Source organism: Stenotrophomonas sp. FW305-C-20-S1 (genome assembly GCF_058783335.1).
In genome coordinates this window covers 1-19262 of sequence record NZ_JBYTEK010000024.1, presented here as the reverse complement: position 1 = coordinate 19262, position 19262 = coordinate 1, and the positions used below count along the sequence as shown (strand labels likewise).

At 64.7% G+C, this 19262-nt stretch carries 15 protein-coding genes and 10 tRNA genes; 4 read left to right on the top strand and 21 right to left on the bottom strand.

Going from position 1 to position 19262, the window contains the following annotated elements:
• Both gloB and AC3WTC_RS13725 read left to right on the top strand, forming a co-directional pair.
• Nucleotides 1-765, top strand: coding sequence for a hydroxyacylglutathione hydrolase (gene gloB, locus AC3WTC_RS13730; RefSeq protein WP_080149932.1), 765 nt, complete (start codon nt 1-3; stop codon nt 763-765).
• On the top strand, nt 762-1964 hold the full coding sequence (locus tag AC3WTC_RS13725) for a lytic transglycosylase domain-containing protein (RefSeq protein ID WP_105163518.1): 1203 nt from the start codon (nt 762-764) through the stop codon (nt 1962-1964). The genes gloB and AC3WTC_RS13725 overlap by 4 nt, the downstream gene beginning before the upstream one ends.
• A 366-nt stretch (nt 1965-2330) precedes the next feature.
• On the opposite strand, the gene AC3WTC_RS13720 is transcribed toward AC3WTC_RS13725, so the two are convergent.
• From AC3WTC_RS13720 to AC3WTC_RS13640, 17 genes are all read right to left on the bottom strand, one after another.
• Nucleotides 2331-4286, bottom strand: coding sequence for a peptidyl-prolyl cis-trans isomerase (locus tag AC3WTC_RS13720; protein ID WP_492711656.1), 1956 nt, complete (start codon nt 4284-4286; stop codon nt 2331-2333).
• Nucleotides 4287-4470: 184 nt separating this feature from the next.
• Nucleotides 4471-4547, bottom strand: a tRNA-Asp gene (locus tag AC3WTC_RS13715).
• A 107-nt stretch (nt 4548-4654) separates the two neighbouring features.
• Nucleotides 4655-4731: transfer RNA gene (locus AC3WTC_RS13710), tRNA-Asp, on the bottom strand.
• Nucleotides 4732-4838: 107 nt separating this feature from the next.
• Nucleotides 4839-4915 (bottom strand) — tRNA-Asp (locus AC3WTC_RS13705).
• A gap of 25 nt (nt 4916-4940) precedes the next feature.
• A tRNA-Val gene (locus tag AC3WTC_RS13700) sits at nt 4941-5015 on the bottom strand.
• 11 nt (nt 5016-5026) lie between these two features.
• Nucleotides 5027-5299, bottom strand: a complete 273-nt coding sequence (locus AC3WTC_RS13695; RefSeq protein ID WP_004146343.1) for an HU family DNA-binding protein — start codon at nt 5297-5299, stop codon at nt 5027-5029.
• Nucleotides 5300-5517: 218 nt separating this feature from the next.
• Entirely contained in the window at nt 5518-7971 is a 2454-nt protein-coding gene (gene lon, locus AC3WTC_RS13690; protein WP_025878144.1) for an endopeptidase La, read from the bottom strand.
• Nucleotides 7972-8113: 142 nt separating this feature from the next.
• Nucleotides 8114-9403: an ATP-dependent Clp protease ATP-binding subunit ClpX gene (gene clpX, locus AC3WTC_RS13685; protein WP_025878143.1), complete on the bottom strand. Its 1290-nt coding sequence runs from the start codon at nt 9401-9403 to the stop codon at nt 8114-8116.
• Nucleotides 9404-9529: 126 nt separating this feature from the next.
• Complete coding sequence (clpP, locus tag AC3WTC_RS13680) at nt 9530-10156, bottom strand: ATP-dependent Clp endopeptidase proteolytic subunit ClpP (RefSeq protein WP_025878142.1); 627 nt, start codon at nt 10154-10156, stop codon at nt 9530-9532.
• 76 nt (nt 10157-10232) lie between these two features.
• Nucleotides 10233-11528 (bottom strand): trigger factor, encoded by a 1296-nt coding sequence (tig, locus tag AC3WTC_RS13675; protein ID WP_025878140.1) that lies wholly within the window; start codon nt 11526-11528, stop codon nt 10233-10235.
• A gap of 191 nt (nt 11529-11719) precedes the next feature.
• Nucleotides 11720-11804 (bottom strand) — tRNA-Leu (locus tag AC3WTC_RS13670).
• 123 nt (nt 11805-11927) lie between these two features.
• A complete protein-coding gene (locus AC3WTC_RS13665) occupies nt 11928-12254 on the bottom strand; it encodes a hypothetical protein (RefSeq protein WP_492711651.1) in 327 nt (108 codons plus the stop codon).
• A gap of 472 nt (nt 12255-12726) precedes the next feature.
• Nucleotides 12727-12802 (bottom strand) — tRNA-Lys (locus AC3WTC_RS13660).
• Between the two features lie 150 nt (nt 12803-12952).
• Nucleotides 12953-13028, bottom strand: a tRNA-Lys gene (locus tag AC3WTC_RS13655).
• Nucleotides 13029-13107: 79 nt separating this feature from the next.
• A tRNA-His gene (locus AC3WTC_RS13650) sits at nt 13108-13184 on the bottom strand.
• Nucleotides 13185-13357: 173 nt separating this feature from the next.
• Nucleotides 13358-13434 (bottom strand) — tRNA-Arg (locus AC3WTC_RS13645).
• Between the two features lie 39 nt (nt 13435-13473).
• A tRNA-Pro gene (locus tag AC3WTC_RS13640) sits at nt 13474-13550 on the bottom strand.
• Nucleotides 13551-13731: 181 nt separating this feature from the next.
• Between AC3WTC_RS13640 and AC3WTC_RS13635 the strand changes: the two genes are divergently transcribed.
• Together AC3WTC_RS13635 and AC3WTC_RS13630 are read left to right on the top strand one after the other, a co-directional pair.
• Nucleotides 13732-14490 carry a Bax inhibitor-1/YccA family protein gene (locus tag AC3WTC_RS13635; RefSeq protein WP_025878135.1) on the top strand — a complete coding sequence of 253 codons (759 nt, stop codon included), beginning with the start codon at nt 13732-13734 and terminating at the stop codon, nt 14488-14490.
• A 96-nt stretch (nt 14491-14586) separates the two neighbouring features.
• Nucleotides 14587-15219, top strand: a complete 633-nt coding sequence (locus AC3WTC_RS13630) for a flavin reductase family protein (protein ID WP_492711648.1) — start codon at nt 14587-14589, stop codon at nt 15217-15219.
• A gap of 4 nt (nt 15220-15223) precedes the next feature.
• Here the strand turns inward: AC3WTC_RS13630 and AC3WTC_RS13625 are convergent, their stop codons facing one another.
• The 4 genes from AC3WTC_RS13625 to AC3WTC_RS13610 form a co-directional block, all read right to left on the bottom strand.
• Nucleotides 15224-15985, bottom strand: a complete 762-nt coding sequence (locus AC3WTC_RS13625; protein WP_099782987.1) for a sulfite exporter TauE/SafE family protein — start codon at nt 15983-15985, stop codon at nt 15224-15226.
• 27 nt (nt 15986-16012) lie between these two features.
• Nucleotides 16013-16921, bottom strand: a complete 909-nt coding sequence (locus AC3WTC_RS13620; RefSeq protein ID WP_032977394.1) for a LysR family transcriptional regulator — start codon at nt 16919-16921, stop codon at nt 16013-16015.
• Between the two features lie 53 nt (nt 16922-16974).
• Entirely contained in the window at nt 16975-17718 is a 744-nt protein-coding gene (locus tag AC3WTC_RS13615; protein ID WP_492711646.1) for a cysteine hydrolase family protein, read from the bottom strand.
• Between the two features lie 216 nt (nt 17719-17934).
• Nucleotides 17935-18939, bottom strand: a complete 1005-nt coding sequence (locus tag AC3WTC_RS13610) for an isocitrate dehydrogenase (RefSeq protein WP_025878127.1) — start codon at nt 18937-18939, stop codon at nt 17935-17937.
• Between the last annotated feature and the right edge of the window lie 323 nt (nt 18940-19262).

Here is a 19262-nt window from a genome sequence, read left to right as displayed (position 1 = left end):
ATGCGACTGACTGCCCTGCCCGCATTTGCGGACAATTACATCTGGATGCTGATCGCCGACGACGGTGCTGCCGTGGTCGTCGATCCCGGCGACGCTGCGCCGGTACTGGCGCTGGCTGCCCAAGGCGTGCGCGTGGACACCATCCTGCTCACCCATCACCACGACGATCACATCGGCGGAGTACCGGCGCTGCAGGAGCGTTTCCCCGGGGTGCGCGTGGTCGCACCGGTCGAAGAGCGCATCCCGATGGCCACCGAGCGGGTCGGTGAAGGTGAACGTGTTCAGGCACTGGGCCGGATGTTCCACGTACTATCCGTCCCCGGGCACACCCGCAGCCACATCGCGTTTCACACCGCTGAACAGCTTTTCAGCGGAGATTCGTTGTTCAGCCTGGGCTGTGGACGCCTGTTCGAAGGTACGCCGTCCCAGCTGCTGGCATCGATGCGCAAGCTGGGTGCCCTGCCCGCGCAACTGCTGCTGTGTTGCGCTCACGAGTACACCGTGTCAAATGCCGTCTTCGCGCGGCATGTCGACCCCGCCAACGCTGCCTTGTTGCAGCGCCAAGAGGAGGCTTTGGCCATGCGCCGCGATGACCGTTCGACCCTGCCAGTGTCCCTGGCCGATGAAATTGCCTGCAATCCGTTCCTGCGTACCCACACGGCGCCCATCCGCGCGGCCGTGTCGGCGCACCTGGGGCGCGAAGTCGTGGACGACGTCGACGTCATGGCCGGTCTCCGGCACTGGAAAGACGGCTTCCGCGCATGAGTCGCCGAAGTCTGCCGCTGGCCCTGGGTCTCGTCCTGGGGTTGGCCGGAACTGCCGGCGCACAATCGCTGGGCGCCGGCATCAGCCAGAACCTGACCGCCGCCTCGGCCCTGCCGCTGGATCCGTCAACGCTGCCGGCCGCATCGGTACGTAACGGCCAGGAGATCTTCTCCAGCTTCCGCGACGGCCTTGCAGAACCCACCTGTGACGCCGAAGCCACCAGCCCGCGCTGGCAGAAGCAGTTCGCCCATGCGCCTTCGCGGTTGGCCAACCAGGATGACGACGCGCTGGTGCTGTTCGGCTATGTGGTCGAAGAGCTGCGCAAAGCCAACCTGCCCACCGAATTCGCCCTGATTCCCTTCGTCGAAAGTGGCTACCGGCCCAATGCCCGCAACGGCAGCGGCCCGACCGGCCTGTGGCAGTTCATCGCCACCACGGCACGCAACCATCGCGTACCGATGAGCAACAACTACGACGGCCGACTGTCGGCAGTGGAGTCCACCCAGGCCGCCGTGCGCTACCTGAAGACCCTGCATGGCATGTTCGGCGGTGACTGGCGCTTGGCCACGATGGCCTACAACGCCGGTGAATACCGCGTGCTGCAGTCCATGCGCAAGGCCGGCATGAATGCGCAGAACGCCAAACCGGCCGGCCTGCCCGGGCTGTCGCCGGTCACCCATGCCTACGTCGAGAAGCTGCATGCCCTGGCCTGCGTGCTGGAAGACGTGGAAGACCAGCCGGGCGTGATGGCCTCGCTGGACCGCACCGTACCGGTGCTGAAGGACCACACCCTGCCGGCGGGCACCAGCGTCCAGCAGTGGGCCGCCCAGCGCGCGCTGGACCCGGCGAAGATCGCCCGCCTGAATCCGGCACTGGCCGCCGGCAACCGCCCGTCGGGCACCGCCCGCGTACTGGCCCCGGTTTCGGCGTCCAACGCGGACGTTGCCGACATCACCAGCACGGCCGTTGCCACCGCAGTGGCCAGCACCGCCAGCGCCGCGCCGAGCCCGCAGGTGGCCAAGGTGGTCGCGTCGGCTGCCGATCGCCCGCGCAACCGTCGCCACACCGTGCGCAACGGTGAATCGGCCTGGACCATCGCCCGCCGCTACGGCATGCCGGTGAAGGCGCTGTTGTCCCTGAACGGCTTGAGCGGCAGCAGCGTGCTGAAGCCAGGCGCGGTACTGCGCGTCGAAGACTGAGGTCGGTGCGGCGCTGACGCGCGGTTTCCGGCCAACGGCGAAGCCCCTCGCGGGTGGCGGCAGCAGCATTCATGAGTTGGGACGAGCGAGGTGGACCCACGGGGGACGCCGTGAACCCATCCTTGGGGGCTTGGCCGCGGCATCCATGCCGCGGACACCCCCGCGCGCCCACCCCGCCCGTCCCCTGATGGTTTCCGGTGGCACCACCCACGGATTGGAAGATGAAGAGCAGGAGCAGGTCGCTTCGCTTCTGGTAGCGGCCGACCTTGGTCGGCACTCATCGCGCAGGTCACGGATCGATCAGGGTTGCGACAACAAAAAAGGCCCGGCAATGCCGGGCCTTTTCGTTCCTGCTCGCCGGAGGGCTTACAGGTTCGCTTCGGTGGTCTGGATCAAGAACTTCTTGCGCATCGCCTCGATGTAGGCCTTGGCCGCGGCCATGCCGTCGATCTGGCTCAGCTGGTCCTTCAACTGCTTCTGCTGTTCGGCGGTCACTTCCTTGATGTCGCCCGGGTTGACCTTGTTCACCGCGAAGACCAGCGCATGGCCGTTGACGTCGACCTTGCCGTAGCTCGGCTTGCCTTCGGCAGGCAGCGGCGCACTGAAGATCGCACGGTTGATCTCCGGGGTCGGCACCGGCTGGCTGCGCGGCAGGCCCGGCATCGGGCTCAGCTGCAGCTTCTCGCTGGCAGCCAGCGACTGCAGGGTCGCGCCGGCCTTCAGCTTGGCCAGCAGGGCATCGGCGGCCTTGTCACCGGCCTGGCGCTGACGGTCGGCACGGATCGCGGCGATCACCTGCTCACGCGCCTTGTCCAGCGGCAGCGCCTGCTCCGGGGTATGCGCGGCAACGCGGATCACCACGCTGTGGTTGCTGCTGCCGCCCAGGGCGATCGGATCGCTGGCGGTACCGTCCTGCACCAGGACGTCGGAGAAGGCGGCACGCAGCACGGCCGGATCAGCGGCAATACCGGTGGCGGTCGTGCGCGTGATCGGGCCCAGCGTCTGCATCGACAGGCCGACCGCCTTGGCGGCCGCGGACAGGTCGCTCGGGCTCTTGTTGATGGCATCGACCAGGCGGCCCGCCCGATCGTTGAAGCCGCGCTCGCCGTCAGCCTTCAACTGCTCGGCAGCCAAGGTGTCGCGTACTTCTTCGAAGGACTTGCCCTGGCCGCCACGAACCGCTGCGACCTTGATGATGTGGTAACCGAAGTCGGTCTTGACCGGGCCGATCACCTCACCCGCCTTGGCACCAAACAGTGCATCTTCGAACGGCTTGACCATCGCTCCCCGTTCCACCCAGCCCAGGTCACCGCCCTGCGCCTTGGAACCGGGATCTTCCGAGTTCGCCTTGGCCAGCGCGGCAAAGTCGGCACCTGCCGCCTTTGCTTCGACAGCCAGCTTGGCGGCCTTGGCTTCAGCACCGTCGCCGGTGATCAGGATGTGCGCCGCCTGGCGCTGTTCCGGCGTGGTGAACTTGGCCTTCTCGTCTTCATAGCGCTTGCGCAGGGTCGCTTCGTCGGCCGCAGTCGGCGCCGGCAGGTTGGCACCATTGAGCTCGACATATTCCAGCGACACCGATTCAGCCTGGCGGAAATCCTTGCCATGGCTGTCGTACCACTGCTTGATCTGCGCGTCGGTCACCGGCGCGGTATCCACCGGAACTTCCGGCAGTGCGGCCAGTTCCACATCGCGGGTCTCGCCCAGCAGCTTCAACAGACGCTCGGTCTCGGCCTGGGTGACAAAGCCGGAATTCTGCAGGCCCGACGGGATCACCGACTGCTGCAGGCTCTCACGCACCAGTTCCTGGAACTGGGTCGGCGTGCGCGGCGGATTGCCACCGGCCAGGGCCAGACGGTAATTGCTTTCGCTGAACTTGCCATCGGCGCCCAGGAAGCCCGGAATGGTGGTGATGTATTCGCGCACAGCGCCGTCGCCAATCACTACACCGGCCTGCTCACCGACCAGGCGCACGACCTGCTCGTCGATCAACTGGTCGAGCACGGCCAGCTTGTTCTCGGTGCTTTCGAACGCGCGCGGGTCGAAGTTCTCGCCCTGCTGCTGGCGTTCGCGCATGCGTTCCTGCTCAAAACGGGTGCGGAAGTCCTGTGCACTGATCTCATGGTGCTGCCACATCATGCGCACCGGCCACCAGGACGGTGCCGAGCGCCACCAGGTCGGCGGTGCCGAAACCTTGGCGACGTTCTGTGCGCCGACGCCACCGAGGTAGCTGTTGTCGATCACGAACAGGAACGGAATCATCAGCAGCCCCAGGATCACGGTGACGATCCAGCCTGAGGTCTTGTCGCGGAGTTTCTGCAGCATGGTGAGGAATCACAAGGCTTGATTGGCGAGCCCGGCAGTGTAACCCGCTTCGCGGCGTGGACCAAAAGCAGTGGCAGCAGGGCCTGGCGCCATCCCGCCCAGGCGATCTACAGGTTCGCGCGCATCGAATGATGGAAACGGCGCAAAGAAAAAGCCCCCGACTTGCGTCGAGGGCTCTTAGAGTTGGCGGAGCGGACGGGACTCGAACCCGCGACCTCCGGCGTGACAGGCCAGCATTCTAACCAGCTGAACTACCGCTCCGCGCTTGAAACTTTGCAGGCGCTCAGTATATCCGAAGACTTCCTGAAAACCTACCCCGCTGAACACTTTTTTCAAAGTTTTTTCACGAGGATTTAAGAGTTTTGCAATGGCGGAGCGGACGGGACTCGAACCCGCGACCTCCGGCGTGACAGGCCAGCATTCTAACCAGCTGAACTACCGCTCCGCGCTTGAAACTTTGCAGGCGCTCAGTATATCCGAAGACTTCCTGAAAACCTACCCCGCTGAACACTTTTTTCAAAGTTTTTTCACGAGGATTTAAGAGTTTTGCAATGGCGGAGCGGACGGGACTCGAACCCGCGACCTCCGGCGTGACAGGCCAGCATTCTAACCAGCTGAACTACCGCTCCACATTTCAAACTTACCGCGGTGCTGTGGTGGGTGCTGAGGGTTTCGAACCCCCGACCCTCTCCGTGTAAAGGAGACGCTCTACCGCTGAGCTAAGCACCCCAGCGAGCCGCTTAGTTTACAGCATCCTTCAGGGCCTTACCAGCCTTGAACGACGGATTCTTCGAAGCAGCGATCTTGATGGTGTCGCCGGTCTTCGGGTTGCGGCCGGTGCGGGCAGCACGGTCGCGGACCTGGAAGGTACCGAAGCCAACCAGGGTGACCGCATCGCCGTCCTTCAGCGCCTTGGTGACGGCAGCAACGACGGCATCGACAGCGCGGCTGGACTCGGCCTTGGTCAGGTCGGCAGCTTCAGCAACGGCATCGATCAATTCGGTCTTGTTCATTCTTTACAACTCCTTTGGCGGTGGGTTCCGCGTATTCGACAGGGAAGCAACCGCACGACGTCTGCATGCGGTTGCCATGTGGAAACGGTTCGCCGAATTCAGTGAGCGCTGACTGCGATCACTCATTCGCGAGTGCTGCTTTTATACCAGCGGCCCTACCCCCACGCAAGCTGGAAAGCCAGCAACGACGCGGGTTTCAAGCATTTCGACAGGACGCATCAATGCTTGACGCGCGCGTTTCCACTCGGTTTGGCCTTGCTGCGCACCGTGACGCGCTGCGCACTCTTGCGCGTCTTCTTCGGTGCCAGCGGACGTTCCAGGGCCAGATCGAGCACTTCCTCGATGTACTTCACCGGCACGATCTCCAGGTCGCGGGTGACGTTGGCCGGAATGTCGGCAAGATCCTTGCGGTTCTCATCGGGGATGATCACCGTGCGGATTCCGCCGCGCAGGGCCGCCAGCAGTTTCTCCTTGAGGCCGCCGATCGCGGTGACGCGACCACGCAGGGTGATTTCGCCGGTCATCGCCACATCGGCGCGCACGGCGACCTTGGTCAGCATCGACACCAGCGAGGTCACCATTGCCGCACCGGCACTGGGGCCATCCTTCGGCGTCGCACCATCGGGTACATGCAGGTGCACGTCGTGCTTCTGCAGGAAGTCCGCATCGATGCCGAAGCGCTCGGCGCGCGAACGCACCACCGACAACGCCGCCGACGCTGATTCCTTCATCACGTTGCCGAGCTGGCCGGTCAGGATCAGCTGGCCCTTGCCCGGTACCAGCGTCGATTCGATCTGCAGCAGATCGCCACCGACTTCGGTCCAGGCCAGGCCCGTGACCAGGCCGATCTCGTTCTCTTCTTCGGCACGGCCGAAGTCGAAGCGACGCACGCCCAGGTACTTGTCCAGGTTCTTGCTCGACACGCTCACCAGCGCCTTGGACTTGCGCGCGCCCTTCTTCGCCTTCGCCACCGGCTGCGGCCCACCCAGCGCGATTTCCTTCACCACCTTGCGGCAGATCTTGGCGATCTCGCGTTCCAGGTTGCGCACGCCGGATTCGCGCGTGTAGTAGCGCACGATGTCCTGGATGGCATCGCTGCCAATCTCCAGCTCTTCCGGCTTCAGGCCGTTGGCCTTGATCTGCTTGGGCGACAGGTAACGGGTGGCGATGTTGAGCTTCTCATCCTCGGTGTAACCGGGGATGCGGATCACTTCCATGCGGTCCAGCAGCGGGCCGGGGATGTTGAGCGAGTTGGAGGTCGCCACGAACATCACTTCGGACAGGTCCAGGTCCACTTCCAGGTAGTGGTCGTTGAACGCGTTGTTCTGCTCGGGATCGAGCACTTCCAGCAGCGCCGAGGACGGATCGCCACGGAAGTCCATCGACATCTTGTCGATCTCGTCCAGCACGAACAGCGGGTTCTTGCTGCCGACCTTGTTGAGGTTCTGCACGATGCGGCCCGGCATCGAACCGACATAGGTACGACGGTGGCCACGGATCTCGGCTTCATCGCGCACGCCGCCGAGCGACATGCGCACGAACTTGCGGTTGGTGGCCTTGGCGATGGACTGGCCCAGCGAGGTCTTGCCCACGCCCGGCGGCCCGACCAGGCACAGGATCGGACCCTTCATCTGCTTCACCCGCGACTGCACCGCCAGGTATTCAAGGATGCGTTCCTTGACCTTCTCCAGGCCGTAGTGATCGGCATCGAGGGTGTCCTGCGCGGCCTTCAGGTCCTTGCGCACCTTGCTGCGCTTCTTCCACGGCACGCCCAGCAGCCACTCCAGGTAGTTGCGCACGACCGCGGCTTCGGCAGACATCGGCGACATCTGCTTGAGCTTGTTGAGCTCGTTGCGCGCCTTGGCTTCCACCGGCTTGGGCATGCCCGCTTCGGCGATCTTGCGCGCCAGCTCTTCCAGTTCGCCCGGCGCATCGTCCAGGTCACCCAGTTCCTTCTGGATGGCCTTCATCTGTTCGTTGAGGTAGTACTCGCGCTGGCTCTTTTCCATCTGCGACTTCACGCGGCCGCGGATGCGCTTTTCCATCTGCTGCACGTCGATCTCGCCGTCGACCAGGCCGACCAGCATCTCCAGGCGTTCGCCCACCGCCAGCGTTTCCAGCAGGCGCTGCTTGTCCGACAACCGCACGCTGATATGGGCGGCGATGGTGTCGGCCAGGCGTGTCGGCTCATCGATGCCGGCCAGGGTCTGCAGCAGTTCCGGCGGCAGCTTGCGGTTGGTCTTGACGTACTGCTCGAACAGCGACATCAGCGAGCGGGCGATGGCCTCGATTTCGCGCGGCTCGCGGGCATCGGCGGCCTCGATTTCCACGGCCTGGCCGTGCAGCGATCCATCGCGTTCGCTGACGCTGGTCACCTGCACGCGCGACAGGCCTTCGACCAGCACCTTGATGGTGCCGTCGGGCAGCTTCAGCAGCTGCAGCACCTGCGCCAGCGTGCCGACCTGGTAGAGGTCGGCGGCCTGCGGGTCATCGGTCTCGGCCGACTTCTGCGCCAGCAGCAGGATGCGCTTGTCTGCTTCCATCGCCTGTTCCAGCGCGTGCATGGACTTGTCGCGGCCGACGAACAGCGGGATGACCATGTGCGGGAATACCACTACGTCGCGCAGCGGCAGGACCGGCAGGTCGAGGGTCTCACTTGGGGAACGGGCCATGGGGGCTCCAGGGAAGGGGAAAACCGTCTCCGGGAGGGCATCTTCCGGAGACAAAAAAAGCCGATGGCCCCGTTATGGGGCCATCGGCTTTCAGATGCAAGACGTTCCGAGAAAATTCTTTCTATTCAACAAGTTGAAAGAATCATTCGGCGCCAGCGGCCTTCTGTTCAGGGACCGGCGGGGTCTGGTAGATCAGGTACGGCTCGGACTTGTGCTCGATCACCGATTCATCCACGACAACCTTGCTGACGTTTTCCTGCGACGGCAGGTCGTACATGGTGTCCAGCAGGACCGATTCGACGATGGTGCGCAGGCCGCGGGCGCCGGTCTTGCGCTTGAGCGCCTTCTTGGCGATGGCCGACAACGCGTCCGGACGGAACTCCAGCTCGACGTTCTCCATCTCGAACAGCTTCTTGAACTGCTTGGTGATGGCGTTCTTCGGCTCGGTCAGGATGCGGATCAGGGCCGGCTCGTCCAGCTCTTCCAGGGTCGCGACCACCGGCAGGCGGCCCACGAACTCGGGAATCAGGCCGAACTTGATCAGGTCTTCCGGCTCGACTTCAGCCAGCACTTTGCCCACTTCCTGCTTGCGCTCGCTGCTCTTCACCTTGGCGCCGAAACCGATGCCACCGGCGTCGTTGGAGCGCTGCTGGATCACCTTGTCCAGGCCGGCAAACGCGCCGCCGCAGATGAACAGGATGTTCTTGGTGTCCACCTGCAGGAATTCCTGCTGCGGATGCTTGCGCCCACCCTGCGGCGGAACGCTGGCCACGGTGCCTTCGATCAGCTTCAACAGGGCCTGCTGCACGCCTTCGCCGGACACATCGCGGGTGATCGACGGGTTCTCGCTCTTGCGCGAGATCTTGTCGATTTCATCGATGTAGACGATGCCCTGCTGTGCCTTCTCGACGTCGTAGTCGCACTTCTGCAGCAGCTTCTGGATGATGTTCTCCACGTCCTCGCCCACGTAACCGGCTTCGGTCAGCGTGGTGGCGTCGGCCATGGTGAACGGCACGTTGAGCAGGCGAGCCAGGGTCTCGGCCAGCAGGGTCTTGCCCGAACCGGTCGGACCGACCAGCAGGATGTTCGACTTCGCCAGCTCGACTTCGTCGTTCTTCTGGCGGCTCTCGATGCGCTTGTAGTGGTTGTACACGGCCACGGCCAGGGTCCGCTTGGCGCGGTTCTGTCCGATCACGTACTGGTCGAGCACCTCGAGGATCTCGCGCGGCTTGGGCAGCGAACTGCGCGCCGACTGCGCCTTTTCCTCAAGCTCCTCTCGGATGATGTCGTTGCACAGCTCCACGCACTCATCGCAGATGAACACGCTCGGACCGGCAATCAGCTTGCGCACTTCATGCTGGCTCTTGCCGCAGAAAGAGCAGTAGAGGATCTTGCCGGTGTCCGTGGAACGACCTTGGCGGTCTTCGCTCATGCTTCGCTTACCCAGTTACCCCACCCGCTGAACGGGGGTTCGATTCGAGAATAACACAGGGCCGGAGGGACATCAGTCCACCCGACCCTGCAGGAACGGGGCCTGCCATGGCCCCGTGAGTGCCGGTCAGCCGGCCTGGATCGACTCTTCCGGACGACGCTCCAGGACCTGGTCGACCAGGCCGTAGGCGACCGCATCGACCGCGCTCTTGAAGTTGTCGCGCTCGGTATCGCGCGCGATGGTCTCCAGCGACTGGCCGGTGTGCTTGGCCAGCACTTCGTTCAGGCGCGCACGCAGGGTCAGGATCTCGCGTGCGTGGATGTCGATGTCGGTGGCCTGGCCCTGGAAGCCACCCAGCGGCTGGTGGATCATCACCCGCGAGTTCGGCAGCGCATAGCGCTTGCCCGCCGCACCGGACGCCAGCAGCAGCGCGCCCATCGAGGCGGCCTGGCCAACGCAGATGGTGCTCACGTCCGGCTTGATGTACTGCATGGTGTCGTAGATCGCCATGCCGGCGGTGACCACGCCACCCGGCGAGTTGATGTAGATGCTGATGTCCTTTTCCGGGTTTTCCGCTTCCAGGAACAGCAGCTGCGCCACCACCACGTTGGCCATGTGATCGTCGATCGGGCCAACCAGGAAGATCAGGCGCTCCTTCAACAGGCGCGAATAGATGTCGTAGGCACGCTCGCCGCGGCTGGTCTGCTCGACCACCATGGGAACCATGTTCAGGGCTTTGGTTCGGTTGTCCATTTCGTGAGGTACCTATCTTGGGGGGAAACACCCCCGCGCCAGGGCTGGCGCGGGGTATCCGGCAATCCGCCAGGGATTACTGGCGGATCGCGTCCTGGAACGACAGCTTTTCTTCAGTGTGCTGGGCGCGCTCGGCGATCCAGTCGATCACCTGCTCTTCCATCACGCGGTTCTGCAGACCAGACATCAGCTGGGGGTCGTTGCGGTACATCTCAATGACCTGTTCCGGCTCTTCGTAGGTCGAGGCGATCAGACGCATCGTTTCATTCAGACGCTTCGGCTCCAGGCGCAGGTCGTTGCTGCGGGCCACTTCGCCGACCACCAGGCCGACCAGCACGCGCTTGGCAGCAGCGTCCTTGAAGCCTTCGTGGGCGTCAGCCGGGATCTCGCCCGGGTTGCGGCCACTGCGGCGGATCTGCTCGACCTGCTGGGCCAGCATGGCACGGGCTTCGTTCTCGACCAGACGCGGCGGCATTTCCACCGACGAATAGGCCGCGATCAGCTGCTCGCCGACTTCACGACGCAGGCGGTTCATCAGTGCGCCCTTCAGCTCACGCTCGAGGTTGGCGCGGATGTCGCTGCGGAACTGCTCGACGTCGCCACCCTTCACGCCGAAGCTCTTGATGAAGGCTTCATCGACGGCCGGCACGACCGGCTCGGAGACGTCGCTGACCTTCACGGTGACCTGCACGGTCTTGCCCGCCAGCGCTGGCACGCGCCAGTCAGCCGGGAACTCGACGTCCAGGGTCTTCTCTTCGTCCTTGGCCATGCCGACCAGGCCCTGCTCGATGGTCTCGAACATCATGCCCTGGCCGAGCACGATGCTGCCCTTCTCGGTGCCTTCGGCCGGCAGGCGCTCGTCACCGGCCTGCGACCAGGTTTCCAGTGCGACCAGGTCGCCGTCCTGCGCGGCACGGGTGACCGGCGACCAGCTGCGACGCTGCGTCTGCAGGTTCTCGATCATCTGGTCGATGTCGGCATCGGTGATTTCGGCGGTGTGGCGCACCACGGTCAGCTTGCTGACGTCGATGTCACCGAAGTCCGGCACCACTTCGACGGTGGCCACGAAGGAGAACTCACCCTCGTCACCCTTGTCGATGCGCGGGCTGCCGACGATGCGCAGGTCGTGCTCACGCACGGCGGCGTCGAAGGTTTCGCGCAGCAGGCCGTCCAGCGCCTCGCCACGGACCTGCGCGCCGAAGCGCTGCTCGATCACCTTGGCCGGCACTTTGCCCGGACGGAAACCCTTGATGCGGGTGGTGCGGGCGATTTCGCCCAGGCGGCCGTTGATGTGGCTCTGCAGACGGTCTTCCGGCAGCGAGAAGCTCAGGCGGCGTTCCAGGTTGCCGATGGTTTCAATCGAAGCTTGCATGTTGACTCCTGCCACCGGTGGCGCCCTGGCCCCCGGCTCGATGATGGATGAAACGGTTGTAAGGACACGACGTCGATGACGCGCCTGCTTGCCGCAGCCCTTTAGTTTCGCCCAATTCGGGCGGCGCCGCCAGCACGGCCGGGCGCAGGGGTTGACGCGGAATGCCCGACTGGGCGGGGGACGGGCCGGCCTGGTGCGAAAGGGGGGACTCGAACCCCCACGCCTTGCGGCACTGGAACCTAAATCCAGGGCGTCTACCAATTCCGCCACTTTCGCGTGGCCGGCTCAGGTGTTCATTGTTGCAGGCGGGGGCGGAAAGCGGAAGGCTTCCACAAAACTGAACAGGGAAATTGCCCTTTGGAGTCGGCCTGGGCGCATCCCGCCCCAGGCCGATCCGGGTCAGCGGGCGGCCGGCGCGGGCTCGGGTGTTTCGCCCGCAGGGACGCCGGCCGCATCGTCACTGGGCGTTTCCAGCGTGGCGCCATCGGCGGAGCGCGTCATTTCAACCGCGCCAGCAGGCAGCGCCTCCCCTGTCGCCCCGGTCGACTGCGCGGCGTCGCGACCCTCCACCGGCTGTGCCGCGATGTGGTCGACATCCGCAGATCGCTCGACCGTCCGCGCGTAGTCCGGTGCAGCGGCGGTAGCCGCCTCGTCCGCCCTGCAGCCTGACAGCGCGATCACCACCAAGCCGGTCAGCATCACGCCCATGCTCTTGTTGAACGTCATCGAAGCACTCCTCATGCATGCGCCTTCGGCGCGGAACACCTATTGGGAGCGATGCCGGCAGCAACCGGTGAGAAGCAGCTCACAGCATTGAACATGCTGATGACGCATGTGACGCTGATTTCAGCCACGCTTCAGTAGATCCACGCCATGCGTGGATGAACCCATCAATGCCTGCGATATCCACCCATGACGGGGATCTGCCGACGCTGCCGCAGGCAAGAAAAAAGCCACTTGGCGGACCAAGTGGCTTTCGTCTGGTGGGCTGTCAAGGATTCGAACCTTGGGGACGCGGCTGCGCATTCGCGCTGCCGCCCCACGCGCTGCTGCGCACCGCGCGGGCCCCTCTCACCAACGCCCACATCCCCCCCGGCTTCGCCGCGCCCCTTGACTCAAGGGGGCTATCCTCCAGCCGGCTCCACGCCAGCGGAGACATAAAGAAAAAAGCCACTTGGCGGACCAAGTGGCTTTCGTCTGGTGGGCTGTCAAGGATTCGAACCTTGGACCTATTGATTAAGAGTCAACTGCTCTACCAACTGAGCTAACAGCCCGAAATCGGGGGCGAATTATGACCCGATCCGCGAGGGCGTTGCAAGCACTTTCTTCAACGTCGTTGAAACAAGCACTGCAACCGGCGATCCATCGCGAAGGGTTACATCTTGAAGAAAAAAGCCACCGGGCGGACCCGATGGCTTCTGTCTTGGTGGGCTGTCAAGGATTCGAACCTTGGACCTATTGATTAAGAGTCAACTGCTCTACCAACTGAGCTAACAGCCCTTGAAACTCAGGCGCACATTATAGCCAGCGACCTGTTTATTGCAATACCGTTTCGGCGATGCCGATGCGGTTGAATCAGTGGGGTGGCTGAGGGGATTCGAACCCCCGACCACCGGAATCACAATCCGGTACTCTAACCAACTGAGCTACAGCCACCACTGAAACTTTCGCTTCACCGCCAATGCTGCCGACGCTGACGCTTGATACGTTGCCCGAGGACTGTCACCGAAGTTCAGGTCCGCCGAAGCGAGTCCGACATTCTGGTGGAGTCTGCATGCTTTTGCAAGCACTTCTTCACATCCGCCAGCTACGTTCCGGTGTCGCGCCAATGGCGCGCCCGACAGGAATCGAACCTGTAACCGCCGGCTTAGAAGGCCGGTGCTCTATCCAGTTGAGCTACGGGCGCCCGAACCGGAACGGCGTCCAATCCGACGTGACGTGGGATTGGTCGGGGTAGAGGGATTCGAACCCCCGACATCCTGCTCCCAAAGCAGGCGCGCTACCAGACTGCGCTATACCCCGGTGTTGCAATCCCCTCGGGTGTGAACCCGGGGAGCTGACCATTGTGGCCAAGCGCCCTGCGAACTGTCAACGCGCAATCCCAGCCCTGCCCCGCCATGACCACAGCTTGCGCAGTCATCGGCTATGCTCGCAGCCAGTGGCCGGATGGCCCAATCGCCCCCTTTTCGCACGGAGACCTCGCATGCGCAGCGGCAACCCGGCTCTTTCCGAGTCGACCTTCCTCGATCTGGCCAGTGGCTCGGTGGTGACCAGCCCCGACCAGGCCATGACCCTCAATGGCACCGTCAACAAGACCGGCTTCCTGCTGCTGCTGACCGTGCTGACCGCGGCCTTCGCCTGGAACCAGACCGTGGACGACTACGGCCAGGTGATGGCCGGCGCCAAGCTGTACGCCATGGGCGGGGCGATCGGTGGCCTGGTGCTGGCCCTGATCACCGTGTTCAAGAAGGAATGGTCGCCGGTCACCGCACCGCTCTATGCGCTGGTGGAAGGCCTGTTCCTGGGTGCCATCTCGGCCGTGTTCAACATGAAGTTCCCGGGCATCGTGTTCCAGGCCGTGCTGCTGACCTTCGGCACCCTGTTCGCACTGCTGTTCGCCTACCGCAGCGGCCTGATCAAGGCCACCGAGAACTTCAAGCTCGGCGTGGTCGCCGCCACCGGCGGCATCGCCCTGCTGTACCTGGCCTCGTTCGTGCTGGGCTTCTTCAACATCAACGTGCCGGTGATCCATGACGCCAGCTGGCTGGGCATCGCCTTCAGCCTGTTCGTGGTGGTCGTGGCCGCGCTGAACCTGGTGCTGGATTTCGACTTCATCGAAACCGGCGTGGCCCAGCGCGCGCCGAAGTACATGGAATGGTATGGCGCATTCGGCCTGATGGTGACCCTGGTCTGGCTGTATGTGGAGTTCCTGCGCCTGCTGTCGAAGATCCAGCAGCGCTGATCCAGTCCATGCCGTAAACGACAAGGCCGCGGTCCGTCGGGATCGCGGCCTTTTTTTGTAGCGTCGAGCACGCTCGACTCCCGCGGAAACACGCCCATGGCAGACACCCTCCCTCCCCGCTTCCACAGCTATCGCCCGGCCGATGGCCATCGCCTGCCACACGATCCGTTCAACGCCATCATCGGCCCCCGCCCCATCGGTTGGATCTGCAGTCGTGATGCCGACAGCAATGTGAACCTGGCGCCCTACAGCTTCTTCAACGCGTTCAACTACACGCCGCCGATCATTGGTTTCAGCAGCCAGGGCCGCAAGGACTCGCTGCGCAACATCGAAGCCACCGGCGAGTTCGTCTGGAACCTCGCCACATTCGATCTGGCCCAGGCAATGAACGAAAGCTGCCGCGCAGTCGCGCCGGACGTGGACGAGTTCGTCCTGGCCGGGCTGACACCACTGGCCTCGGAGTTGGTTGCACCGCCGCGCGTTGCGCAGAGCCCGGTGAGCATGGAGTGCCGCTGCACGCAGATCGTGCGTCTGCGTGATGCGGTCGGCAATGACACCAATGGCTGGCTGGTACTGGGAGAAGTGGTCGCCGTGCATATCGATACGCGGTTGCTCGTCGACGGCATCTACGACACCGCAGCGAGCGACACCATCCTGCGCGGTGGCGGACCGGCCGACTACTTCCGGATCACCGCCGACCAACGCTTCCGCATGCTGCGGCCCGCCTGACCCCTCAGCCCGCCGCCCCACGGGACAGCAGAATCGGCAGCGACGAGGCCAGCATGGCCACGCCGGAAGCGGTCAGCAGGCCGAGGACGATCTGCCGGAAACGCGCCTCACTGATACCGATATACAGCTTCGCCCCCAGCAGCGTGGGTACCAGCATCGCCGGCGCGACAATGGCGAAGTACGGCAGCATCTGCCGGGTGACCATGCCGGTACCGACATAGGTGGCCATGGTCACCGCCAGCATCGCCAGATTGAAGTTCTGGATGACCGCGCGCTGCTCGTCCTTGCCGAAGCCCCGCAGCGTGCTCCACAGGGTCGGCACCGGCCCGGCGAAGCCACCGATGCCACTGAGCACACCACCAGCCATGCCGGCCAGCGCGTCGCCGAACCGGCCGCCAACGGTGACCGGTGGCAACGAACGCGCCATCAGCATCACCGGGCACCACAGCGCCAGGAAACCTCCCAGCAGCGCCTTGAACCAGGCCATGTCCAGCTGCGGCAGCACCAGCACGCCAAGCGGAATGCCCGCCAACCCACCGAGCACGAACGGCAGCAGCAGGCGCAGGTTGAAGCCACGGCGCACGGTGAATACCGCCAGCAACTGGCCGACCAGCGCGCCGAACACCGACAGCGTCGCCGCAAGCCGGGGATCCAGCCCCCACGCCCAGAACGACATCGCGACCATGCCGAACGCGAATCCCGACAGGCCCTGCACGAACCCCGCGACGATCGCGCCCAGCGCGACCAGCAGATACACCGGCTCCATCCCCACTCCTCACCACTGCCGTGCGACTTACCCTGCCGCACCCGACGCTGCAGCGTAATGCGTGGCGAGATGATCGACCAGCGCGCGCACCTTCGGCGCCAGCGCACGCGCATGGGGATACAACGCGAAATAGCAGCGCGTGCCACCGTGCCAGCTGGGCAGCACGCGGATCAAGCGGCCGGCGCGAAGATCTTCCTGCACCGTAAGCGCGGTGAACAGACTGATGCCCATGCCGGCCAGCACGGCCGCATACAGTGCCGGCGTGGCGTCCACGCGCAGTCGTTGGCCTGCTTCCACGCTGGCGATGACACCGCGCGGTCCGTGCAGCTGCCACGGCGTCATCGCCGCAACAGGGTTGAACCCCAACAAGGTGTGGTTCTGCAGGTCGGCCACCTGTCGAGGCAGCCCCTGCCGAGCGAGGTACGCCGGTGCCGCAACCAGGATGCGCGGGCATCGCGCCAGTTCACGGGCGACCAGTTGGCTGTCAGGCAAGGACGGCGCGATGCGCAGGGCGAGGTCGAAGCCCCCGCCGACAACATCGACGAGCTGATCGTCGGCCGACAGTTCCAGCGCCACCTGGCGATAGCGCGCCAGGAAGCCAGGCAGCCAATGCGGCAGCTCCTGGCTGGCGACCACCTGCGGCACGCTGACCCGCACGCGCCCGCTGGGCTGGGCCTGGCCGGCCCGCGCACGGTCATCGGCGGCCTCCAGCCGGTCAAGCAGCGCCACCGCCTCGCGGTAGTAGTCGCGCCCGGCCTCGGTCAACGACAGCCGCCGGCTGTTGCGATCCAGCAGCCGCACCTGCAGGTGCTCTTCAAGTTGACGCAACTGCCGCGACATCGCCGAATGGGTGGTACCCAGCCGCTCGGCGGCGGCAGTGAAACTGCCGGCGTCGACGATCGCGCGCAGGGCTCGCAGGGCGGCGAAATGGTCCATCGGCAGCGCGCTCCAGTCGGCGGGGCCCGCAGGCTGCGGACCCCGCCAGCTTATCAAGTGCCGTTGCCTGCCTTGCGCACCGGCAGGGCCAGAATCGCCGAGGTGGTCATCACATCGCCAAAGGCATCCTCGATCTGCGCCAGCGACGCCTCATGCAATGCGCGATGGCCGATGGTCCCGCCATTGGCCAGATCCAGATCACGGCTGGCAGAGGCATCGGAAGCCACGATCACCCGGTAGCCGCGCGGCGCCGCCGCAGCATCGCGTGCAGCACCGGCAACGCAGGCATGGGTCTGCAGCCCGGTGACGATGAGGGTGTCGATACCGGCATCCTTCAGCACCTTGTCCAGTGCCGCTGCCGAGGCACCGGCGAACACGCTGACGTTGTCCTTCTGCACCACGGTCTCGCCCTTGCGCGGTTGCATGTCACGGTGGAATGCCGCGTTGACACTGCCTTCTGCAAACAGCGGCGCGCCTGCCGGCAGTACGTGCTGCACATGGATCACGCGGATGCCGTTGGCATCAGCGAAGTCGACCACGCGACGCGTCTGCCGCAGGGCCGCTACACCATCGGGAATGACCATGCGACCACCGGCGAAACCGGGCGCGGCGCTGGCGTCGAAGTACTCGTTCTGGAAGTCGATCACCAGCACGGCCGTCTTCGCTGCGTCGAGCGAGGTGGCAGCCGCAGCGCCGGCCATATGGCGGATGGTGGGGTGGACCGGCTCGGCGGCGACAACCGGGACGGTGGCAGCCATGCCGATCAGGCCGGCCAGGCCGAAAGCAGTGAGGTTCATGGTCAAACTCCTGTGCGGTGGAAAGTGGGCACAGGATGAGGAGCATTGAATGCACGAACCAGCCGCCGTTGAGCACACAATCTGTGCGTTTTTCGCACAGATCATTTTCCTTGCAGATGCCGCCATCCACGCATGGCGTGGATCTACTGGCCGGTGAAACGCAGCGGGGCGCCCGAAGGCGCCCCGCTGTGGATCCAATCGGAGTCGAGCCGCCGCTTACAGCCGGCTGGCGATCGCCTTGGCGAAGCCCATCGTGTTGCCGGTGCCGCCGAGGTCGCCGGTCAGCGAATCCTTGGCTTCCATCGTGGCGACGATGGCCTTGCGCAGGCGCTCGGCGTTTTCCGGCTGGCCGACGTGGTCCAGCATCTGTGCCGCCGCCAGCAGCAGGGCGCACGGATTGGCCTTGCCCTGGCCGGCGATGTCCGGCGCGGTGCCGTGCACGGCTTCGAAGATCGCCGCGTCCTTGCCGATGTTGGCGCCCGGGGCCAGACCCAAGCCACCGACCAGACCGGCGCACAGGTCGGAAATGATGTCACCGAACAGGTTGGTGGTGACGATCACATCGAACTGTTCCGGACGCATCACCAGCTGCATGCAGCAGTTGTCGACGATCATTTCCTGGAACTCGATGTCCGGGTACTGCGCGGCGACTTCGCGCGCCACGGCCAGGAACAGGCCCGAGGTCGACTTGATGATGTTGGCCTTGTGCACGGCGGTGACCTTCTTGCGGCCGGTGCTCTTGGCCAGCTCGAAGGCGTAACGCACGATGCGCTCGGAGCCCTTGCGGGTGATGCGGGTGCCGGAGAAAGCGGTCTCGCCGTCGGCCGACACTTCCTGGCCTTCGGCCAGGTACGCACCTTCGGTGTTCTCACGAACGGTGATCAGGTCGACGTTGTCGAAACGCGACTTGGTGTTCGGGAAGGTGTGGGCCGGACGCACGTTGGCGTACAGGTCGAAGTGGCGGCGCAGGCTGACGTTGATCGAGGTGAAGCCGCCACCGACCGGGGTGGTCAGCGGGCTCTTCAGCGCGACCTTGTTGCGCGCGATCGATTCCAGGGTCACCGCCGGCATCAGATCGCCGTGCTTCTCCAGGGCCACCAGGCCGGCGTCGGCGTCTTCGTACTCCAGGCCAGTGTTGAGCTGGTCGAGCACGAACAGGGTGGCGTCCATGATTTCCGGGCCAATGCCGTCGCCGCGGATGACCGTAATTTTCTGCGTCATTGATCGATGTTCCGAACAGGGGGAAAAACGCCGTCCGGACGTGCCCGGAAACGCCGGCGCAAAGGAAGTTTCACCCGCAATTATGCCTGAGCCGGGGCCGAGGTCCCAAATAGACCATGGTCCCAGTCCCCGGCTCAGGCAGAATTGCCCGCGCATTCCTCCTTATCCCCGCGCCTGCGGCGCGCCCCCTTGAACAACAAGGGGGCTCCTGGGCTGCGGGATCGCGGGGAAGGCCCGGCGCAGGCTCGGTAGTGGGGGGGGGGGGGGGGGGGGGGGGGGGGGGGGGGGGGGGGGGGGGGGGGGGGGGGGGGGGGGGGGGGGGG